17 protein-coding genes are annotated in these 19,001 nt (G+C 51.4%); 7 read left to right on the top strand and 10 right to left on the bottom strand.

Annotation, left to right across the window (positions count from 1 at the left end; genetic code table 11):
- Window positions 1-113: 113 nt before the first annotated feature.
- Entirely contained in the window at window positions 114-389 is a 276-nt protein-coding gene (locus AC5SV9_RS13065) for a Rho-binding antiterminator (protein WP_475149698.1), read from the top strand.
- Window positions 390-420: 31 nt separating this feature from the next.
- Here the strand turns inward: AC5SV9_RS13065 and AC5SV9_RS13060 are convergent, their stop codons facing one another.
- The 6 genes from AC5SV9_RS13060 to AC5SV9_RS13035 form a co-directional block, all read right to left on the bottom strand.
- Window positions 421-1,125 carry an SDR family oxidoreductase gene (locus AC5SV9_RS13060; RefSeq protein ID WP_475149700.1) on the bottom strand — a complete coding sequence of 235 codons (705 nt, stop codon included), beginning with the start codon at window positions 1,123-1,125 and terminating at the stop codon, window positions 421-423.
- 52 nt (window positions 1,126-1,177) lie between these two features.
- Window positions 1,178-1,675, bottom strand: a complete 498-nt coding sequence (locus AC5SV9_RS13055; protein ID WP_475149702.1) for a hypothetical protein — start codon at window positions 1,673-1,675, stop codon at window positions 1,178-1,180.
- Window positions 1,676-1,702: 27 nt separating this feature from the next.
- A complete protein-coding gene (locus AC5SV9_RS13050; RefSeq protein ID WP_475149704.1) occupies window positions 1,703-3,142 on the bottom strand; it encodes a catalase in 1,440 nt (479 codons plus the stop codon).
- A 71-nt stretch (window positions 3,143-3,213) separates the two neighbouring features.
- Window positions 3,214-4,197, bottom strand: a complete 984-nt coding sequence (locus AC5SV9_RS13045) for an alpha/beta fold hydrolase (RefSeq protein WP_475149706.1) — start codon at window positions 4,195-4,197, stop codon at window positions 3,214-3,216.
- Between the two features lie 227 nt (window positions 4,198-4,424).
- Window positions 4,425-5,069: a response regulator gene (locus tag AC5SV9_RS13040; protein ID WP_475149708.1), complete on the bottom strand. Its 645-nt coding sequence runs from the start codon at window positions 5,067-5,069 to the stop codon at window positions 4,425-4,427.
- A 13-nt stretch (window positions 5,070-5,082) separates the two neighbouring features.
- Complete coding sequence (locus AC5SV9_RS13035; protein ID WP_475149710.1) at window positions 5,083-6,804, bottom strand: GAF domain-containing protein; 1,722 nt, start codon at window positions 6,802-6,804, stop codon at window positions 5,083-5,085.
- Between the two features lie 196 nt (window positions 6,805-7,000).
- Here AC5SV9_RS13035 and AC5SV9_RS13030 point away from each other — a divergent pair, with 196 nt between their 5' ends.
- Window positions 7,001-7,921 (top strand): M14 family metallopeptidase, encoded by a 921-nt coding sequence (locus AC5SV9_RS13030; RefSeq protein WP_475149712.1) that lies wholly within the window; start codon window positions 7,001-7,003, stop codon window positions 7,919-7,921.
- A gap of 6 nt (window positions 7,922-7,927) precedes the next feature.
- On the opposite strand, the gene AC5SV9_RS13025 is transcribed toward AC5SV9_RS13030, so the two are convergent.
- Together AC5SV9_RS13025 and AC5SV9_RS13020 are read right to left on the bottom strand one after the other, a co-directional pair.
- Window positions 7,928-8,338: a hypothetical protein gene (locus AC5SV9_RS13025; RefSeq protein ID WP_273021913.1), complete on the bottom strand. Its 411-nt coding sequence runs from the start codon at window positions 8,336-8,338 to the stop codon at window positions 7,928-7,930.
- Between the two features lie 74 nt (window positions 8,339-8,412).
- Window positions 8,413-9,312, bottom strand: coding sequence for a LysR family transcriptional regulator (locus AC5SV9_RS13020; RefSeq protein ID WP_475149714.1), 900 nt, complete (start codon window positions 9,310-9,312; stop codon window positions 8,413-8,415).
- A gap of 89 nt (window positions 9,313-9,401) precedes the next feature.
- Here AC5SV9_RS13020 and AC5SV9_RS13015 point away from each other — a divergent pair, with 89 nt between their 5' ends.
- A complete protein-coding gene (locus tag AC5SV9_RS13015; RefSeq protein WP_475149716.1) occupies window positions 9,402-10,337 on the top strand; it encodes a DMT family transporter in 936 nt (311 codons plus the stop codon).
- A 74-nt stretch (window positions 10,338-10,411) separates the two neighbouring features.
- On the opposite strand, the gene AC5SV9_RS13010 is transcribed toward AC5SV9_RS13015, so the two are convergent.
- Both AC5SV9_RS13010 and AC5SV9_RS13005 read right to left on the bottom strand, forming a co-directional pair.
- Window positions 10,412-11,887, bottom strand: coding sequence for an aminoacyl-histidine dipeptidase (locus AC5SV9_RS13010; RefSeq protein WP_475149717.1), 1,476 nt, complete (start codon window positions 11,885-11,887; stop codon window positions 10,412-10,414).
- A gap of 95 nt (window positions 11,888-11,982) precedes the next feature.
- Complete coding sequence (locus AC5SV9_RS13005) at window positions 11,983-14,937, bottom strand: ligand-binding sensor domain-containing protein (protein ID WP_475149719.1); 2,955 nt, start codon at window positions 14,935-14,937, stop codon at window positions 11,983-11,985.
- Between the two features lie 175 nt (window positions 14,938-15,112).
- On the opposite strand from AC5SV9_RS13005, the gene AC5SV9_RS13000 reads away from it, so the two are divergent.
- The 4 genes from AC5SV9_RS13000 to spoT all read left to right on the top strand — a co-directional run bounded on the left by AC5SV9_RS13000 (window position 15,113) and on the right by spoT (window position 18,997).
- Window positions 15,113-15,595, top strand: a complete 483-nt coding sequence (locus AC5SV9_RS13000; protein WP_475149721.1) for a DUF4442 domain-containing protein — start codon at window positions 15,113-15,115, stop codon at window positions 15,593-15,595.
- 198 nt (window positions 15,596-15,793) lie between these two features.
- A complete protein-coding gene (gmk, locus tag AC5SV9_RS12995; protein ID WP_475149722.1) occupies window positions 15,794-16,426 on the top strand; it encodes a guanylate kinase in 633 nt (210 codons plus the stop codon).
- A 45-nt stretch (window positions 16,427-16,471) separates the two neighbouring features.
- Window positions 16,472-16,747 carry a DNA-directed RNA polymerase subunit omega gene (rpoZ, locus tag AC5SV9_RS12990; protein ID WP_134052557.1) on the top strand — a complete coding sequence of 92 codons (276 nt, stop codon included), beginning with the start codon at window positions 16,472-16,474 and terminating at the stop codon, window positions 16,745-16,747.
- A gap of 126 nt (window positions 16,748-16,873) precedes the next feature.
- Window positions 16,874-18,997 carry a bifunctional GTP diphosphokinase/guanosine-3',5'-bis pyrophosphate 3'-pyrophosphohydrolase gene (gene spoT, locus AC5SV9_RS12985; RefSeq protein ID WP_475149724.1) on the top strand — a complete coding sequence of 708 codons (2,124 nt, stop codon included), beginning with the start codon at window positions 16,874-16,876 and terminating at the stop codon, window positions 18,995-18,997.
- The last annotated feature ends 4 nt before the right edge of the window (window positions 18,998-19,001 follow it).

Raw genomic sequence — 19,001 nt, 5'->3', positions numbered from 1 at the left:
CACAACCTTTAAATAGTTAGCAAGCTAAGCATTTAGTGATGAATTTGACGAGCACAATATTCGGCGCTATTACATGACTACCGCCCTTACTGTTACCTTTACCCGGAGTCAACATGTCCCCCAATGTTCTAGCCTGCGATTTACATGATCATATAGAAATCATCTGCATGCGCCGTTACCCGGTCGCTGTACACCTGCTCGACGGTTCGACCGTTCAGGGCACCGCATACGACACCCGCAGCAATGCACAACAAGAGTTTTTGTTGTTGCAGCAGGACAGCGACAGCATTGAAATCCCCCTGCTGCAGATTGAGCACATTGACGTACTGGATGCCAGCGCACCGCAACAGACAATCTGGTTGCAACAGGGTGGTAGTTGCGCTATTTAACATCCACAGCTGGAACAATACTGTCGCGGCCTTACTCCGCGGCCATTAAATACACCTGCGGGTGCGCTGACAGCGCCTGATGCACCTGCTTAGTGATATCGTCGGCCAGCACCTGCATAGCGCCTTGCTGCAGACCATCAAACGCAGCTGTCACAATTGACTGAGGTGACGCTTTGGGTACATCCAGCTCCGTGGTGAGATCGGTGTCAATAAAGCCGGCGTGCAGCCCAAGCACATGAGTCTGCTGTGGGGCCAGCTCTTGCCTTAGTGCATTAGTTAGCGACCAGGCAGCAGATTTAGTCGCCGCATAAGTAGCCAGCAAGGGCCCGGTGATCCAACTGGCAACCGACAGCACATTAATCACAGCGCCGCCACCCTGATTGGCCAGCACAGGCGCAAAAGCGCGGGTTAAACGTAGCGGGCCTAACACATTAACCTCAATCTGCCGCAGCAACATTGCTTCAGCCCCGTCAGTTAAAAAACTGCCGGTTTCAGCAATGCCGGCATTGTTAATCAGCACAGTTACGTCCGGGCACTGTCTGGCAGCATCTGCAATATCCTGCTGATTGGTAACATCCACCTTTAGCGGAATCACCCCTGCCAGCGTGACACTTTCTGGTTTGCGCGCGCCGGCATAGACTTTTTTAGCACCGCGTGCCAACGCCTCGCGGGCAAACGCCAGCCCCAGACCGCGATTAGCGCCGCTGATAAAGACAACTTCATTGTTCAGTTGCATATTGCTCTCCTTGTACGGTGACCTTGTTATATAAAACAACGGTGTACCTGACTCAGATATGCTGCATGCCCATACGTGATGGGGCCAGAGCCGGCAGCCGTTTTGCCGCTAATAACCCGGCAATAACAAACAGTAATAACAATAGTGCCTGCGCTACTATAAAAGGCAGTTCAGTTTGCGTTGGCGCCAACTGATACAACGCCGGTATCTTCAAAAATGCCTGCACTACCGCAACGAAGCTATTGAAATAAAATGCAATAGTTGCACTGATGGCATATATCAGCCGCCAGCGCCGCTGCAGTTTTTCGATGTAATAGCCGTGAACAGCAAACCCCAGCACCAGCAGCGACAACAAACCCACAATATGCGAGGGCAACAGTTTGTCTGCCGGCAAAATAAAGCCAGTCAGGCTGGTTAGTGCGGTGCTGAGCAAAAACAGCAGCGTCCAGACCGGGCTATGCCGGCCGCTGAGCATGCTCAGCATCACCACCAAACCGCTAAGCAATCCGATAAAACTCAGTACCACATGAATAAACAAATAGGTGTCCATCTTCATCTCCCCGCTGGCTGCTGCCAGCTACATTTCCAGCTCCAGCGCGCGCTGCAGCATGGTGCCGTATTGGGCATCTGCTTTTGTGCAATTGGCTACATGCCGGCGCTGCACCTCTTCACTGACACCATACAAGCTGGCGACAGTATTGCTGATAAGCGCTTGCTGCTGGGTTACTGACATCAGCCGGAACAATAACCCCGGCTGTTCGTAATGATCTTCATCCACCCGGTGATCCCAATGATCGGCCTCGCCGGTTAGTGGCAACGGCGGCTCAGACAGCGCCGGCGTATCCTGCCAGGTCGCCTCAGAATCCGGCGCATAACTGACGGTAGCGCCCAGATTACCGTCTGTGCGCATTGAGCCGTCACGATGGTAGCTATGAAACGGGCAACGCGGCGCATTTACCGGTATATGGTTAAAGTTCACGCCAAGCCTGTAACGCTGGGTATCGCCATACGAAAACAACCTGGCCTGTAACATTTTGTCGGGCGAAAAGCCAATACCGGGTACCACATTCGCCGGAGAAAACGCGGCTTGCTCGACTTCCGCAAAATAGTTTTGCGGGTTCTGGTTTAACTCCAGCACACCTACTTCGTGCAGCGGATAATCAGCTTTCGGCCAGACTTTGGTCAGATCAAACGGATTATGCTTATGGCGGGCGGCCTGCTGCTCAGTCATCAGCTGTACTGACAAGGTCCAGCGCGGATATTGTCCGGCAGCAATGCTGTCGTACAGATCACGCAGGTGCGACTCCCGATCCTGCCCGATAACGGCAGCGGCCTGCGCATTGGTCAGGTTCTCAATCGGTTGTTGTGACTGAAAATGAAACTTCACCCAGTGTCGCTGCCTGGCAGCATTGGTAAAACTGAACGTATGGCTGCCAAAACCATGCATATGGCGGTAACTGCGCGGAATGCCGCGGTCGCTCATCAAAATAGTGACCTGATGCAAGGCCTCCGGCAACAACGTCCAGAAATCCCAGTTACTTTGTGCATTGTGCACGCCGGTGCGAGGGTCCCGCTTTACCACATGGTTCAGATCAGAAAACTGCAGCGGATCGCGAAAGAAAAATACCGGTGTATTATTCCCCACCAAATCCCAATTACCTTCTTCAGTATAAAACTTCACCGCAAAGCCACGGATATCGCGCTCTGCATCGGCCGCACCACGCTCGCCGGCCACAGTGGAAAACCGCAGAAATACCGGCGTTTGCTTACCAACCTGGCTGAATAACGCAGCCCGGCTGTAAGCACTGATATCGCCAGTCACAGTAAAGGTGCCATAGGCACCCGCGCCCTTTGCGTGCATGCGCCGCTCAGGTATAACTTCCCTGTCAAAATGGGCCAGTTTTTCAATTAGCCAGATATCTTCCAGTAAAGCCGGGCCACGGGCACCGGCGGTACGAATATTCGTATTGTCAGCTACCGGCGCACCGTTAGCATGAGTCAGTTTAAGTGCTGTCATGTTGATTACCTATAAAGCTCAACCACCAAGCCACGGCTAAATAGTTCAGGATGCTGTCACCGCCTTGCCCGTCAGGATTTAATAAAGGCCAGTACATCCTGGTTAAAGCGGTCAGCTTCAATTTTGGCCAGTCCGTGGGATGAGCCTTTGTATATTTTCAGAGTGGCGTTTTTGACCAGTTTGGCCGACTCTAGTGCGGACGCTTCTATCGGGACTATCTGATCATCGTCGCCGTGCAGGATCAGCGTTGGCTTATCGATTTTTCTCAGATCGTCGCTGTAATCCACTTCGGAAAATTCCCGGATACAATCAAGCTGACCTTGTAAACCGCCCATCATGCCCTGCAGCCAGAATGAGTCGCGTACGCCTTCAGATATCTTGGCACCGGGCCGGTTATAGCCGTAAAACGGAATGGTCACATCCTTGTAAAACTGCGAGCGGTCATCCAGCGTGCCTTTGCGGATACCATCAAACACATCTATCGGTAAACCTTTGGGGTTGTTGGCAGTTTTCAGCATTAATGGCGGCACCGCACCTACCAGCACCACCTTAGCTACACGCGAAGTACCATGGCGCCCGAGATAATGCGCGACCTCACCGCCGCCGGTAGAGTGGCCAATCATCACAAGGTTTTTCAGGTCAAGCTTGTTAATCAGTTCTGCCAGATCGTCTGCATACTGATCCATATGATTGCCATCCCAGGTTTGCGAAGAGCGGCCGTGGCTACGCCTGTCATGGGCAATAACGCGATAGCCCTGCTTGCCAAAGAATACCAGCTGGTTGTCCCAGTCATCACTGGTCAGCGGCCAGCCATGGCTGAACAAAATGGGCTGCCCCTTGCCCCAGTCTTTGTAGAAAATCTGGGTGCCATCAGAAGTGGTGATCATGCTCATAGCCTGGTTTCCTTGTGAGGTTACTTTCTGGGAAGCGTTAGCGACAGGTACTGCTGCACTGACAGCTGTCAGGCTGGCGGCAGCAGCCAGACCAGCGCCGGTTTTGAGAAATTGCCGCCGCGGTTTACTGGCAGGCTGAGCGGTAAAAGCGTTGTCGTTCATAAGTCATTCCTTTGTTAACATTGCCACAAAACAGCGCTTCGACACGGCAACCCAATGACTTATTAACGCAAACCTAAAACAAGGTAAGACGGAGCACCTGTTAAGCATCCGGCGAAAAGCAACAGAACGCCATGCCACCAAAGAATGCTTTTTAGCTACTAGTATCGGACGAGTGAAATATCATTCTTTTGGCGGAGTCGCCTTGATTTTAAAGGTTTCGAAGCCGTTCAAAGTTGGATCAACCCACGGCGTAACGCGGTAGCAATAGCTTCGGTACGGCTGATAACGTTGAGCTTGGTGAAAATATTTCGCAGGTGTGTTTTTACCGTTGTTTCACTGATATAAAGCGCTGTCGCCATCTCTCGGTTACTTTTACCCGATGCCAAAAGCGACAACACAGCCTGCTCCCGCTCTGTCAGTGGCTGCTCAGCAAGCTCACTGGCCAGCCTGCTGGCAATATCAGCCGGAAATACCAGTTGGCCGGCATGTACAGTGCGGATACATTGCAATAGCTCTTCGCGCCGGGCCTCTTTTTGCAAGTATCCTTTGGCGCCGGCTTTAATCGCACGGCAGACATCACTATCAGTGTTAAAGGTGCTAAGCAAAACAACCCTGGCAGCAGTGTCAGACCTGCGGATTTCGGCAATGGCTTCTGCGCCATCCAAATACGGCATTCGCAGGTCAAATAATGCCAGGTCAGGCCTGTGTTGTTGCCACAGCCTAACCGCCATAGCCCCGTCTGACGCCTGAGCTACCACACACATATCGGGCTGACGACCGATAATAGCTGCCAATCCTTCCAGTACAGTGACATGATCGTCGGCAATTAATACCTTTATTGGCTGAGCAAAATGCGACTGAACAGATGACATAAGTGCTTCCTTCCTAAACGTCCAGTATCGGTAGCCTTAACTCCAACCGCGTACCTGAGACAGCGGAGCTATATATCTGCACCTCTGCCCCCATCAGCTGCGCCCGCTCACGAATGCCGGTAAGGCCATAACCATCGCTGGCACTGAACAGATCAAAGCCACAGCCGTTATCTTGCAGTATTAGCTCAAGTTCACTGACGGCATAACGAGCACTCAGGGCAAACTCGCTGGCTCTGGCGTAACGCAGGCAATTTGTCAGTACCTCCTGCACAATGCGCAGAATATTGTCCTCCTGTATCTGAGGTAAACAAGGCGCTATGCCCTGCTCTGTATATTGCAGCCGGATAGCATGTCCGGCCAGTACCGTTTCACATAGTTCGCGTAGTGCGACGCCAAGACTTTTATCTTCCAGCGCCAGTGGCCGCAGCGCTTGCACTGAACGTTTAGTTTCCTGCAGACTTTGCCTGGCCAGATTATTTGCCCGCAACAAATGTTGTTCTAATTGCACTGCGTAGCCGCTACCAAGGGCATCGGCCGCGGCTTCTAATTGCAGAATAACCCCTGTCATGCCCTGCGCCAGCGTATCGTGTATATCCCGGGCAAGCCGGCATCGCTCTGCAACTATAGCAGCCTGCTGGTTTCGTAAAGACAGGCGAGATAATTGCAGCACCAGCATAGTCTGATGTGCCAAAGCCTGCGCCAGTACTAACTCTTCGGCTAAAAACTGCCGCAAAGAGGTAAAGCCTGCCGCCAGGATCCCTTCAACCTGCCCTGACACTAGTATCGGCACAATCAGCATGGCACGCACCCCGAGCTCCAGCTGACGCTGACGGCATGGAAAGTCAGGTACACTGCGAATGTCCGCCAGCACCAACGGCTGCCGGGTTTGCCGCAGGTTTGGCCAATGCTGTTGTAAGTCCAGCACTGGAAAAATGCTGCTCAGGCTGGCATCGTTACGGTTCAGTAATCTGTCGTGTTCAAAACCATAGGCAAAGGCCATCAAAGGTGAAGCAGTATCCTGCAACCAGACACAACAACTGACAGCCCCTAAATGGGAGGTAATAGTGCGTAACACATGTTCGATCAGTTTGTCAGGATCTGCCTCCAGTGCCATTGAATCCAGCATACTGGTCAACGCCTGTAACTGATCTCGCGCCAGTTTTTCAGAAGCCTGCAAAGCAGCTGCAGCTTGCCTACGTTCAATCGCAATACTGGCAAGGTGCACAAACTGCTCAATCAGGTATTGTTGTTGTGCATTGGGCTGATGGGGCTTTTCATAATAGATAGCGAAACTGCCCAACGCAGCGTTGTCAGAAGATAATATAGGGGTTGACCAGCAAGCCCGCAGATTGTGCAGCAGCGCATGCTGACACCATTCCTGCAATGAAGCACTGATTTCACCCGCCACATCAGCAATAACCACTTGCTGCTTCAGCTTCGCAGCAAGTGCACAAGGCCCGGCGGCGGCCTGTACCTGCTGGCCCACCAGAAACTCGCTGTACGCTTGCGGCAGGTTAGGGGCGATACACTGACGCAAATGCCCGCCGGATTTATCCAACATCACAATACTGCAATGGCAATCTGGAATAAGTTGCTCAACCAGATAGCACAGAGCATTCAGGATCTGTGGCAAAGGTGCATTACGAGCTGTCATTTCCAACAGGTGCTTTTCACCTGCCAGTAAAGGATTGGCTGAACTTATCAAATCCGTATTTGGCCGCGATTCCCTTATCATTCTGCTGCTGTCAGTTTTTTACTGCCGGTAACTCAGTATGAAACATATTTTTTCACTTGCACGCGGGTTTTCGGCATTCTGGTTGTATTGATCCGGCAAGGTGAACAGCTCAACGCCCTTAATTGGAGGCTTCGGTACCCTAAGTGGTATAGTGCTGGTCAACGTCTATGTCGCAACAAACAATACAGGATTACCAATGGACAAAATTTACCATATCGGCACTGTCGGCCAACCCTGGGGAGACGCTGAAAAAGCACATTGGCTGAGCGAGCAACAGATAAAACGCAGTTTTTTCGACGACGTACTACCGGCTATAGCCGCGCTTAAAAACGACTTCAACGTTGAACAATACGGCGAGCTGGACTATCAGCATGTCTGTGGACAAAGCTACCCGTTGTTTGCGGTAAAAAGCCGCAACTGGCAAAGCGATAAACCCACCGTTTTAGTAACAGGCGGCGTGCATGGCTATGAAACCAGCGGCGTGCATGGCGCACTGCGTTTTTTGCAAACCAAGGCCAAAGCTTACAGCGACGAGCTGAATATCCTGGTACTGCCTTGTATCAGCCCCTGGGGCTATGAAACGATCAACCGCTGGAATCCACAAGCGATAGACCCAAACCGCAGCTTTGGCGAAACCGGCAAAGCCAGCGAAGCGCAGCAGGTAAAGCAATACCTGGCCAGCCTGAATAGCCAGTTTGCGTTGCATATTGACCTGCATGAAACCACTGACTCAGATAACAGCGAGTTTCGCCCGGCGAAAGCAGCACAAGATGGCACAGTGAATAAGAACTGGAATATTCCTGATGGCTTTTACACCGTGGATGACGCTGAGCACCCGTGCCCGGCCTTGCAAAAAGCCATTATCAGCAGCGTGGCTAACGTGACCCATATTGCCGAGCCGGATGACGAGGGTAAATTAATCGGTGAGCCCATGCAGCAACCGGGCGTGATTAACTACGCCAAAGCCACACTGGGCCTGTGTGGTAGCGTAACTGACGCACCTTTGGTTAGCACCACAGAAGTGTATCCGGACAGCCCAAGCGCGACACCCGAGCAATGTATTCAGGCGCAGGTAGCGGCAGTAACCGGCGCGCTGGAATATTTGCTGCAAGCATAATAACGATTACCGTTTTTGCTTATCTGCAAAATCTTTTGCCCGGCGTAGGTATCTTATCACCCGGGCTTCTTCTTCGTTAATCGGCTCTTTACCAATATAGGTCGACTCACGCTCCAGCTTTTGCTGCGTTTCAATATTCTCTTTGAACAGCAATAATTCAGCTTCAGACAGTTGAGACCACATACCGGTGCGATCAGATGCCAGCTCACATTTTCGTGGCAGGGATTCAAGAACTAAAATAGATCCAAGCGAATAGAAGCGGCTGTCGTAAATACAACCCAGTAATTTGCCCCGATCGACAAACAGTTCCCATGGAATACCGCCGTTACCTATTGCAGCACCATCATCTTTATCAACAAACTCCTGAGACAACACGCTACAGCTGACACACAGTAACAAAAGATATTTGAGCTTCAAATTTTAATCATCCCTAATGAGGAAACACAGCCACCATGTAAAACTAGTGCACCCGTTTTTACAACTAAATGTTACTAGTATTCAGCCGGTGCGACTTGCAGCAGGTGCTCAATTAACAAACGCAAGCGCAGCGGCTGGTTATCGCGGTCGCGGTATAACAGATAGGTTTTACGCAGTGGCCCCTGCCAGTCTGGCGCAAGTGCCGTCAGCTCACCCTGCTGCATATGTTCAAATACCACCCGTCGGGGTAAGTAGCCGATACCTACTCCGGCGGCTACGGCTTGCATAGCAATGTTCATATCATCAACGGACAACCGCACATTACCCTGCGGCCGGAATTCAAATTGCTGCTCAGAGTGCTGGTGTTCAAACCGCCAGACGTTGATTGGGCTACTTACCACCACAGGGTAATGCACCAGCTCAGACGGGTGCGTGATCTGATGCCACTGCACAGCCTGGCTGCTGGCACACAGCAATGACTGCACATTGGTTAGCGGCCGTGCTATCCAGCCCTGCAGCGCAGGCTCGCCGACCCGGATAGCTAAATCGATTGCCTGCTCGCCAACATCAATCACCCAGTTTGACATGCGGATATCTAAATCAATTTTCGGATAGCGCAGCTGAAACTGGTTCAATGCTGTGGCAAGCCAGCGGTACATAGTATTCACCGGCACAGCGACTCTGAGTGCTCCGGCTGGCTCATGCTTCTCAGCGTGCAAATCGCCGGAAATATCATTCAGTTCGTTAAACAGCGGGCCGCAGCGCTCAAAATATTGCTGGCCGGTGCCAGTCAGGTTAATACGATGCGCATCACGGTGCAGTAGGCGCAGCCCTAATGCCTGCTCCAGTGCGTTAATGCGCCGGCTTAGTGTCGATGGCGGAATGCCAACCACCTCTGCCGCCTGACGAAAACTGCCCGCTTTTGCCACTAACCAGAACAGCCGCATATCGTCCAGTGAGTAATTAGGTTTCATTTATGGCATTTAACCTGCTAAATATCGTTATATATTTTAATTTTGAAACAAATAAACTATACGGCAAGTAAAAACAGCTGGTCAAGTTTATGAAACCTCAAACACCCATTGTTACTATCTTTCTGTTATTACTCAGCATTTTTTGTTGGGGTAGCGTATTCCCGGTATCCAAGCTGGTACTGGGCCAAATGTCTGAAAACTCACTGGTGGTGTGGCGGTTTAGTATCGCTGCTCTGTGTCTGGTGATTTGTCTGCTGGTTAAACGCCAGCACTGGCCCCGGCTTAGCATTAAACAGTACGCCTGGTTATTGGTACTCAGCGTAGCGGGCGTGGGTGGCTTTAATTTACTGCTGTTTACAGGCGTAAAACTCACGGCGGCGACCAACGGCGCTTTAGTGATGGCACTAAGCCCTTTGGTTACCGCACTGATGGTTGCTGCGCTGTCGCGTAAATGGTTAAGCAGAACACAAGCGCTGAGCCTGGCGATCGGCTTGTCCGGCGTGTTGCTGGTTATTACTAATGGCAGCTGGCAGGCACTGGCACAATTTCAGTTTAATCAGGGCGATCTGACGGTTATCGCCGCCATGTTATTGTGGTCCGCCTACACCACAGCCTCACAAAAAGTGGCGGGCTGGTTACCTTTGTTACCCTTTACGTTGGTCAGCATGCTAGCCGGCGATGCGTTTATTCTGGCCTTTAACAGCTTTCACGGCGATATCCATCCGGTGACAGAGCTGCTGAGCCTGCCACTACAAGGCATTATGGCAGTTGTCTATATAGGTGTATTTGGCACTGTGGTGGGCTATGTGTTCTTTTTAAATGCAGTACAGCGGTTGGGCTCAGCACCGGCGGCGTTGTTTTTTAACTTAATACCGGTATGTGCTGCGCTTACGGCTGTGATGATGGGACAAACCGTGACAGCAGTGCAAGTAAGCGGCATGGCAATAGTATTATGCGGTTTAATGCTGCCACAGTTGCTGAAACTGCTGCGGCCACGCACGGCAGTACAGCCTTGTCAGAGTTAAGCAAATAGACGCGTGCTGAAAAGAAAAAAGCTAAGCGGTTTACCCACTTAGCTTTTTGCTTAACAACGGACCGCTCAGCTGCGCTCTGGAATACGTTCCAATACTGCCAGCAGCAACTCCCAGTATTGCCCTACGGTAGTGATATTGACCATTTCATCCGGCCCATGCGGAAAGCGGATAGTCGGGCCGATAGACACCATATCCATATCCGGATACGGTTTTTTAAACAGGCCGCACTCTAAACCGGCGTGGATCACCATAATGACCGGTTCTTTATTGTAAATGGCCTGATAGGTGTCTTTTACCACCGCCATGATTGGCGATGCCGGGTCCGGTTTCCAGCCCGGATAAGCACCACTGAACGTCACTTCAGCACCCGAGAGCTGCGCCAGTGAATCCAGCATACTTTGTACCTGCTCACGGCCGCTGTCGATTAACGAGCGGATTAAACACAGTACCTGTACGCTGTTGTCTTTGGTGGTAATAACGCCCATGTTCAGCGATGTTTCGGTAACACCTTCAACCTCATCACTCATGCGCATTACGCCGTTCGGGCAGACATTTAACAGATTGATCAACCTTTGCTGAGTCGCCGTTGTCAGCACCTTTTGTGGTAAAGGCTGTTCTGTCAGGCTTAATGTTAGGGCTGGTTCAACGGCTGCCAGCTCCTGGCGCAGTAAGGCTTCAAAGTCTGCGACCTGCAGCTGCAGCTGGGCCAGGTTTGCCGCCGGAACGGTTAACGTGACGCTCGCTTCACGTGGTATCGCATTGCGCAAAGAACCGCCGTTGAAACCGGCGACAGCGATATTTAATGCTGCGACGTTATCGGCTAAAAACCGTGCCAGCAGTTTGTTGGCATTACCGCGGCCCAGGTGAATATTAACACCGGAATGGCCGCCTTTTAGTCCGGTCAGGCTTAGGTTAAATGCAGTTACATCGCCTGCAGTAGCTTGCCACTGCACGGGTACGCTGAACTCGGCATCAACACCGCCGGCGCAGCCCATGTATATTTCGCCTTCCTGCTCTGAGTCGGTATTAATCAGGATCTCTGCCTGCAGCATACCCGCCTCAACACCGAAAGCACCGGTCATGCCAGCTTCTTCATCAACGGTCAGCAGCACTTCCAGCGGGCCGTGCTTAATGTCATCACTGCCCAGAATCGCCAAAGCTGACGCCATACCAATACCGTTATCAGCACCCAGTGTGGTGCCGTTGGCTTTTACCCAGTCACCATCAACATAAGCGTCGATAGGATCTTTGGTAAAGTCGTGTACTTTATCGGCGTTCTTTTGCGGCACCATATCCAGGTGTGCCTGGATCACCACAGGTTTACGGTTTTCCATGCCTGCAGTAGCACTTTTGCGGATAATCAGGTTACCTACCTTATCTTCTGTCAGGCTTAATCCTTTATCGCGGGCCCAGCCCTGAATATGCTGACTGAGTGCCTGTTCATGCTTAGAGGGGTGCGGAATGGCGCAAATCCGGGCGAACCACTGCCACAGTGGCTGTGGATATAATGATGCTAAAACTGACTCTGCGGGTGCTGACACTGCGCTCTCCTGAAACAACTGCAACAAATTAAAGGCCGCTATTTTAGCACAGCCCGCTGCCGCCTTTACAGCCACAGCTCTGTTGCCGTCAATTGTCAGGCTTCTGCTACAGTAAAGTCTTTGTTACTGGTGGCGTGCAGTTTACCTTGCGCCAGCAATACGCTGATATCAGTGTTTTCAGCTGATAAAGCGCCGCCTGATGCAGGATGCAATAGCATGTAACCATTACGGCCATGCTCTTTTACCCAGTACAGCGCCTGATCAGCCAGCCGCAGGCTTTGCTGCCAGCTGCCGTCAGGCAGTTGCGCAACGGCCCCGATTGAACAGGTTAAAGGCTGTTCCAATGCCATATTTTTCTGCCAGTTGTAGCTACCAATAGCATGATGAATACGCTGCAAGACCTGTAATGCATCATCACTGTGTTCCAGTAGCAGCAGAAACTCCTCGCCGCCCCAGCGGATCAGGTGGTCAGAGCTGCGGCTATTAAGCCTTAACAGCTCGGCCACTGTGGTTAGAATGGCATCACCGGTCTGATGGCCAAAAGAGTCATTAATCCGTTTAAAGTGATCTAAATCCAGCAGTGCCCAGATCAGTGGTGTGCCGTGGCGATCTGCCCGTGCTAGGATTTGCTGGATGTTCGTGTCCAGATAATGTCTGTTGTGCAGACCCGTCAGTGCATCATGCATACTCATCTGTTGCAGCTTCTCGTTCGCAGCATGCAATTCAGAGGTGCGGGCCGCAACCAGATCAGCCAGTTGCTGCTGCGCATTGGCCATCGCATGTAGCCGCCAGCGGTACAGCCCCCAAAACGCCAGTAAAAACAATAGTAAAAACAGTGCTCTGGCCCAGGCAGTTTCGTACCAGTATGGCCTGAGCTCTACGTTCATGCTGATGGTGTCGCTCCAGCGGTAATCGGCTGCCTGGCGCACCTGTACACTAAAAGTGTAATGTCCCGGCGGCAGGTTGGTATAAAAGGCTTCGCGCCGGGTACCGGCATCAATCCAGTTGCTGTCATAGCCATGCAGCTGATAGCGGAACTGCACTGATGAAGGATGCACAAAATAAGGGGCGGTAAAGCGAAAATGCCAGTCGCTCTGCTCCGGGGCTAAACGCACGTTATTACTGCGATAGGTCTCTGAACCAGCAGATAAACTTCTGATTACCGGCTCAGGTACCGGCGCATGCTGGATAAGTTGTTGCAAAGGTAAAGACAGCACGCCGTTTAATGTTGGGTACCACACCCGCCCTTGATGTACCACACCTTTACTGCTGCCGGCTCCGTTGCAACAGCGGTGCGAATCAGTTTCTGCATCGGGCCGGCGGTCGTCCACCAGCATATAGAGCTGTTCCACGCTGCCTTGCTTTAAGGCCGGATAATTCACCCGGTAAAAGCCCTGAAAGTTACTGATCAGCAACTGATTTTCAACTAACTCTGCGTGCATTACGCCATTACCGGGTAACCCCTGCAACTGGGTAAACCAACGCCAGTTCCCGGGTTGCCCCAATACAAAACCCTGGTCAAAACTGCCAACCAAAATATTGCCGTCAGCAAACTCTTTTACCATGCTGATAAAGCTACCGGATAGCGGCATATTATCAAGCCGGGCAAAACTCTCCTTGTCGCGCAGGAACAAACCATTTTCGGTACCAACCCATAACCTTTGCCGGCTGTCGGGCAGCACTATGCGTATTTTGGCCCCTTGCAGTGCTTGCGGCACCTGTTGTTGCTGTAACTCATCATCCTGCAGATAAAACAGACCGCCATTAGTGCCCACCCAGATACGCTCACCTTCCTGCGCCAGCGTGGTCACCAGCAAATGAGAAATGTCAGCATAATTACGCTGCCAGGCCAGATTTTTTCCGTCTAACCGGCTGAGACCGGCCCGGGTGCCTACCCACAGCCTTTGCTCACTGTCCAGCAGCATACTGTAAACAAATACACTGGGCAGATACTGATTCGCCATCAGTGGCTGAAACCGGCCATGCTGCAACAACGACAAGCCACCGCTGGTGCCAGCCAGTAAATGTTGTTGCCACGGCTGTACTGCCCAGACATAAGGGTCGGCGATGCCCTGCTCTTTACTAAATCTTTGGGTCGGTGGCCGCCGCAGCCGCTTCAAGCCGTGAGAGTGGCTGCCAAGCCAGATATTACCGTGCCGGTCTTGTAGCATCGATTCTATCCAGGAGAAGCTTTCCACTGGCCCCTGCACGCTGTCTGCCAGCTGCAATTGCCCCTGCTGCAGGCTATACAACTTGTCATAACTGGCAACCCACAACTTCTGCTGAGGATCGAGATACAGCAGCTCAATCCGGGTTTCATCCGGCTGTCCCGGCAACGGCATCGCCTGCCATTGTCCACGCTGCCAGCGGAACAAGCCAAGATTCGAGCCAAGATAGAGATCACTGTCTTGTCTGGCCAACTCGCTTATCTGAAGCCCGGCAAGGTTTTGTGGTGCGCTGTGCCATTGATAACCGCCAGCCGTTAAGATACCAAAACCATTTAACGCACCAACCCAAACGGTATCCTGCTGCTGAAACAACTGAAATACCGCGCCGTTATGTGCCGCAACCGGTGTCAGCTCAGCCTGAGGCTCCTGCCATTGATACAACTGGGCACCACCAACATACATAGTGCCATCTGACAGCTCAGCAAAACTGGTAATATTGCCTTGCAACGGTTGTTGCTGATCCAGCCGGGTAAACTGGCCCTGCTGATAACGCATCAAGCCATTTACCGTGCCAATCCAGAGCCGCTGCTGCTGATCGATATGCAGTGCCGTAATCAGGTTTGACGACAACGCAGGGGTATTGGCGGTATTGAATACATCAAAGTGCACGCCATCAAACCGCGTCAGGCCATTTTGCGTGCCGAGCCAGAGAAAACCCTGTGCATCCTGGGCAATAGCGGTAACCGAAATCTGTGGTAAGCCGGACTCTACCGACCAGACACGATACAGATACTCATCCTGACTCAGCACCATAGCCTGCGACTTGGTCAGACAAACGCAACCAAGCAGCATCAGCGCATAAAAGCCAACATACCAGCGCACGTCGTTAACACCCTGCTTTTAGAAATTATTATGTATTCAGACTCTACTATAGCTCGCTTTAGGCGAACCAACAGAATCCGGACGAGTGGTATCTTTAAGCGCCCGAGCGGTTGCCTTGCAGCAATGGTCTTACCAGTGTAAGCTCGCCTGCATAGTTAACCAAGGAGCCAGAGCAATGGCCATCTCTTTACGCAAAGCCAACTGGGGCCTGAAATTATTCGCCTGGCGTTATATTCCGCTGATAGGTTTTTGTTCTCCCAGGATCGTGCGGATGGACAGCAAAACTCTGGAAGTCACCATGCCGCATGGCTGGCGTACAAAAAACCATCTGGGCAGCATTTATTTCGGTGCGCTGGCGATAGGCGCTGATTTAGCCGGTGCTTTTTTGGTGTTCAGCAAAGCCAAAGCACGGGGTGTAAATGCCAACTTTGCTTTTAAAGATGTGCAAGGGCATTTTTTAAAACGGCCTGAAGCGCGGGTACACTTTACCAGCCACGATGGTGATGTTATTGATGCGATGATTGACGAGTCGTTAGCTACAGGCGAGCGTATAAATAAGCCGGTATCGGTAGTCGTTACCTGCCCCAGCCTGCATGGTGATGAAGCCATGGCAACCTTTACCCTGACACTGTCTGTTAAGGCAAAAAAGCGACGCTAGTTGCATCAGCGAGTGGTGAAATTTACCTTATACACACCAACACGCCGTAAACCCATCCATGGGGGCTCGTTTCCGCCCGTCCAGGGCTCCAACGGTTGGTTTAGTACAAGCCAAACTTCACCTAAATCAATGCAAATTTGCACGTCGAACAGGTAGCGTCTAAAATCCGCTGTCTTTAACCGCCAACTGTGAACAGCTATGCAGGAACTTGCAGGTAACTTATTTATTATTTCCGCACCAAGTGGTGCCGGTAAATCCAGCCTGATCCAGGCATTACTGAAACGCCATCACGATATGCAGGTCAGTGTGTCTCACACTACCCGCGCGCCACGCCCCGGAGAGCAAAACGGCGTGCACTATCATTTTATCAGCGTGGATGAGTTTAAAGCTTTAATTGCCAACAATGAATTTTTTGAATGGGCTGAAGTATTTGGCAACTACTACGGCACCTCTAAAAGCACAATACGCGACAGCTTAAGCCTTGGTATTGATGTGTTTTTAGATATCGACTGGCAAGGCGCGCGGCAGATTAAACAGCAAGAGCCTTCAGCCAGGGGTATTTTTATCCTGCCGCCAAGCTTAAGCGAGCTGGAGCAGCGGCTGAATAACCGCGGCCAGGATTCAAGCGAGGTTATTGCCAAACGTATGGCACAGGCACAAAGTGAAATGAGCCATGCCGGTGAATACGAATACCTGATTATCAACGATAACTTTGATACAGCACTGGCGGAGTTTGAACGAATAGTGCTGGCGCAACGTAATGGTTTTGGCAGCCAGGCCTGCAAGCATAAGACGCTGCTTACACAACTGTTGGCGAAAACAGCAAACTAGCGTAAACTATGCGGTCTTGTGATGGCCCGAACACTGGAGTGGTAAATGGCACGCGTAACTGTTCAAGATGCAGTAGATAAAATTGGTAACCGTTTTGACTTAATTCTGGTGGCTGCACGCCGTGCCCGTCAGTTAGCCGTTGAAGGCAAAGAGCCGATGGTAGATATCGAAAACGATAAACCTACTGTTGTTGCCCTGCGAGAAATCGAAAAAGGCCTGATCACCAACTCAGTACTGGATGAGCAGGAACGTCGCGATCAAATCCAGCAGGAAGCGTCAGAAATGGCAGCGGTAGCCGCTATTATTGGTTCAGACCACTAAAAACCCCCGCCATCTGCAGGCCAGCGGCGCATTAGCCGTTGGCAACTGTAACAAATAGACGTATATTCATAATAAATCCCGCGCTTAAGGGCGTGTTTTGTTTGCTGTCGCAGTTTGGGAGCACAGGTGTATTTATTTGAAGGTCTGAAAAAACAGATTAGTGCTTACTTACCACCCGAGCAGGTTGCCCTAGTGCAACAGGCCTATGTGGTCGCGCGCGACGCGCACGCGCCGCAAATCCGCTCCAGCGGCGAGCCTTATATTACCCACCCGGTTGCTGTCAGCAGTATTCTGGCCGATATGCATATGGACCATGAAACCCTGATGGCCGCGCTACTGCATGATGTTATTGAAGACACACCGGTTAGCAAAGAAGAACTTGCCAGTAAATTTGGTGACACTGTAGCCGAGCTGGTACAGGGCGTCAGTAAGCTCGATAAAGTGAAGTTTAAAGACTATCACGAGTTTGAAGTCACCAATCTGCAGAAAATGTTTATGGCGATGACGCAGGATATCCGCGTTATCTTAATCAAGCTGGCAGACCGCACCCACAATATGCGCACCTTGGGCGCCCTGCGGCCAGAGAAACGCCGCCGTATTGCCAAAGAAACGCTTGAACTTTACGCCCCTATCGCTAACCGCCTGGGTATTCACAATATTAAAAACGAGCTGGAAGACTGGGGTTTCCAGGCATTATACCCAATGCGCTACCGCGCACTGTCGACTGCCGTTAAACAGGCCCGTGGCAACCGGCGCGAGCTGCTGGAAAAAATTCAACATGAAATTTTAGGCCGGCTGGAGCAAGCCGGTATCAATGCTGATGTCAGTGGCCGCGAAAAACACCTGTACAGCATCTACCGCAAAATGAAAAACAAAGAGCTGATGTTCAACGATGTAATGGACATATACGCCTTTCGTGTTGTGGTAGACAGCATTGATCATTGCTACCGTACTTTGGGCGTGGTGCACAACCTTTACAAGCCAATAGAAATTCGCTTTAAAGACTATATCGCCATTCCCAAGCAGAACGGTTATCAGTCGCTGCACACCTCGCTGGTTGGGCCGCACGGTATTCCGGTTGAAATACAAATGCGTACCCGCGAAATGGATGAAATGGCCGATAAAGGTATTGCTGCGCACTGGATGTATAAAGCCAACGGCCAGCATCAGGATACCACTGCACAAATTCGTGCCCGGCGCTGGATGCAAAGTCTGCTGGAGCTGCAGCAAAATGCCGGCAACAGCGCAGAGTTTGTCGAAAACGTTAAATCTGAACTGTACCCGGATGAGCTTTATGTGTTCTCACCCAAGGGTAAAATTGTTGAGCTGCCGATAGGCGCCACTGCCGTTGACTTTGCTTATGCCGTTCACACCGATATTGGTAACCGCTGTGTCGGTGCCAAAGTCGACCGTCGCCCCTATCCGCTTAATAAACCGCTGGAAACTGGCCAGACGGTAGAAATTGTCACCAGCCCGGGCGGTAAACCCAATGCCAACTGGCTGAACTATGTGGTGACCAGCCGTGCCATTCTGGGTATCCGTAATTATCTGAAAAAGCAGCAGCAAAACGAATCTATTGGCCTGGGCCGGCGCTTGCTCAGTTCAGCGCTTGGCGAAGTAAAACTGGAAGATATCGCGCCGGAGCGTATCGAGCAGGTGCTGCAAAATACGAAACAGAAATCGCTGGATGAACTGTGCAGCGAAATCGGCCTTGGCAACCAGCTGGCCATTGCCGTAGCACGGCGCTTGCTGGGCGAATTTGAGTCAGATGAAAGCAGCCAGAAAGACAATGTCGGCCCGATGCAGAAGAGCAAAGCCTTTATTATCGGCTCTGAAGGTATGCTGTTAACCTTTGCCAAATGTTGCCGGCCAATACCAGGCGACGAAATTGTTGCCAATGCCACACCGGGTAAAGGCCTGAATGTGCATCGGGCAGATTGCCGTAACATTAAAGGCTGGGACAAAGAACCCGGTAAGTTTTTCCCGGTGCGCTGGGATAAAACCGGCGATAAACAATTCCTGTGCGATATCCGGGTGTTTATTGTTAACCGTCAGGGTGTGCTGGCGAAACTGACCACCCTTATTGCCTCGCAGGATTCAAACATTCAGGATCTGGCAACCGACGATCGCGACACCGGTGAGTACGTGATCAAAATTACACTGTCGGTACGCGACAGAATACAACTGGCCAATGTAATGCGTAAGATACGCGTTATGCCGGATGTACAGAAAGTATACAGAAGGAAATAACCCC

Source organism: Rheinheimera sp. ATLC3, from assembly GCF_059429535.1.
The sequence above is the reverse complement of the archived record's forward strand: the minus strand, read 5'-3'. Positions and strand labels throughout refer to the sequence as shown.

Coding starts and splice junctions, on each gene's coding strand:
- rpoZ (WP_134052557.1), top strand. CDS start 16,472: ATGGCACGCGTAACTGTTCAAGATGCAGTAGATAAAATTGGTAACCGT.
- AC5SV9_RS13015 (WP_475149716.1), top strand. CDS start 9,402: ATGAAACCTCAAACACCCATTGTTACTATCTTTCTGTTATTACTCAGC.
- AC5SV9_RS13020 (WP_475149714.1), bottom strand. CDS start 9,312: ATGAAACCTAATTACTCACTGGACGATATGCGGCTGTTCTGGTTAGTG.
- AC5SV9_RS13065 (WP_475149698.1), top strand. CDS start 114: ATGTCCCCCAATGTTCTAGCCTGCGATTTACATGATCATATAGAAATC.
- gmk (WP_475149722.1), top strand. CDS start 15,794: ATGCAGGAACTTGCAGGTAACTTATTTATTATTTCCGCACCAAGTGGT.
- AC5SV9_RS13045 (WP_475149706.1), bottom strand. CDS start 4,197: ATGAACGACAACGCTTTTACCGCTCAGCCTGCCAGTAAACCGCGGCGG.
- AC5SV9_RS13060 (WP_475149700.1), bottom strand. CDS start 1,125: ATGCAACTGAACAATGAAGTTGTCTTTATCAGCGGCGCTAATCGCGGT.
- AC5SV9_RS13055 (WP_475149702.1), bottom strand. CDS start 1,675: ATGGACACCTATTTGTTTATTCATGTGGTACTGAGTTTTATCGGATTG.
- AC5SV9_RS13040 (WP_475149708.1), bottom strand. CDS start 5,069: ATGTCATCTGTTCAGTCGCATTTTGCTCAGCCAATAAAGGTATTAATT.
- AC5SV9_RS13030 (WP_475149712.1), top strand. CDS start 7,001: ATGGACAAAATTTACCATATCGGCACTGTCGGCCAACCCTGGGGAGAC.
- AC5SV9_RS13035 (WP_475149710.1), bottom strand. CDS start 6,804: ATGATAAGGGAATCGCGGCCAAATACGGATTTGATAAGTTCAGCCAAT.
- AC5SV9_RS13050 (WP_475149704.1), bottom strand. CDS start 3,142: ATGACAGCACTTAAACTGACTCATGCTAACGGTGCGCCGGTAGCTGAC.
- AC5SV9_RS13000 (WP_475149721.1), top strand. CDS start 15,113: ATGGCCATCTCTTTACGCAAAGCCAACTGGGGCCTGAAATTATTCGCC.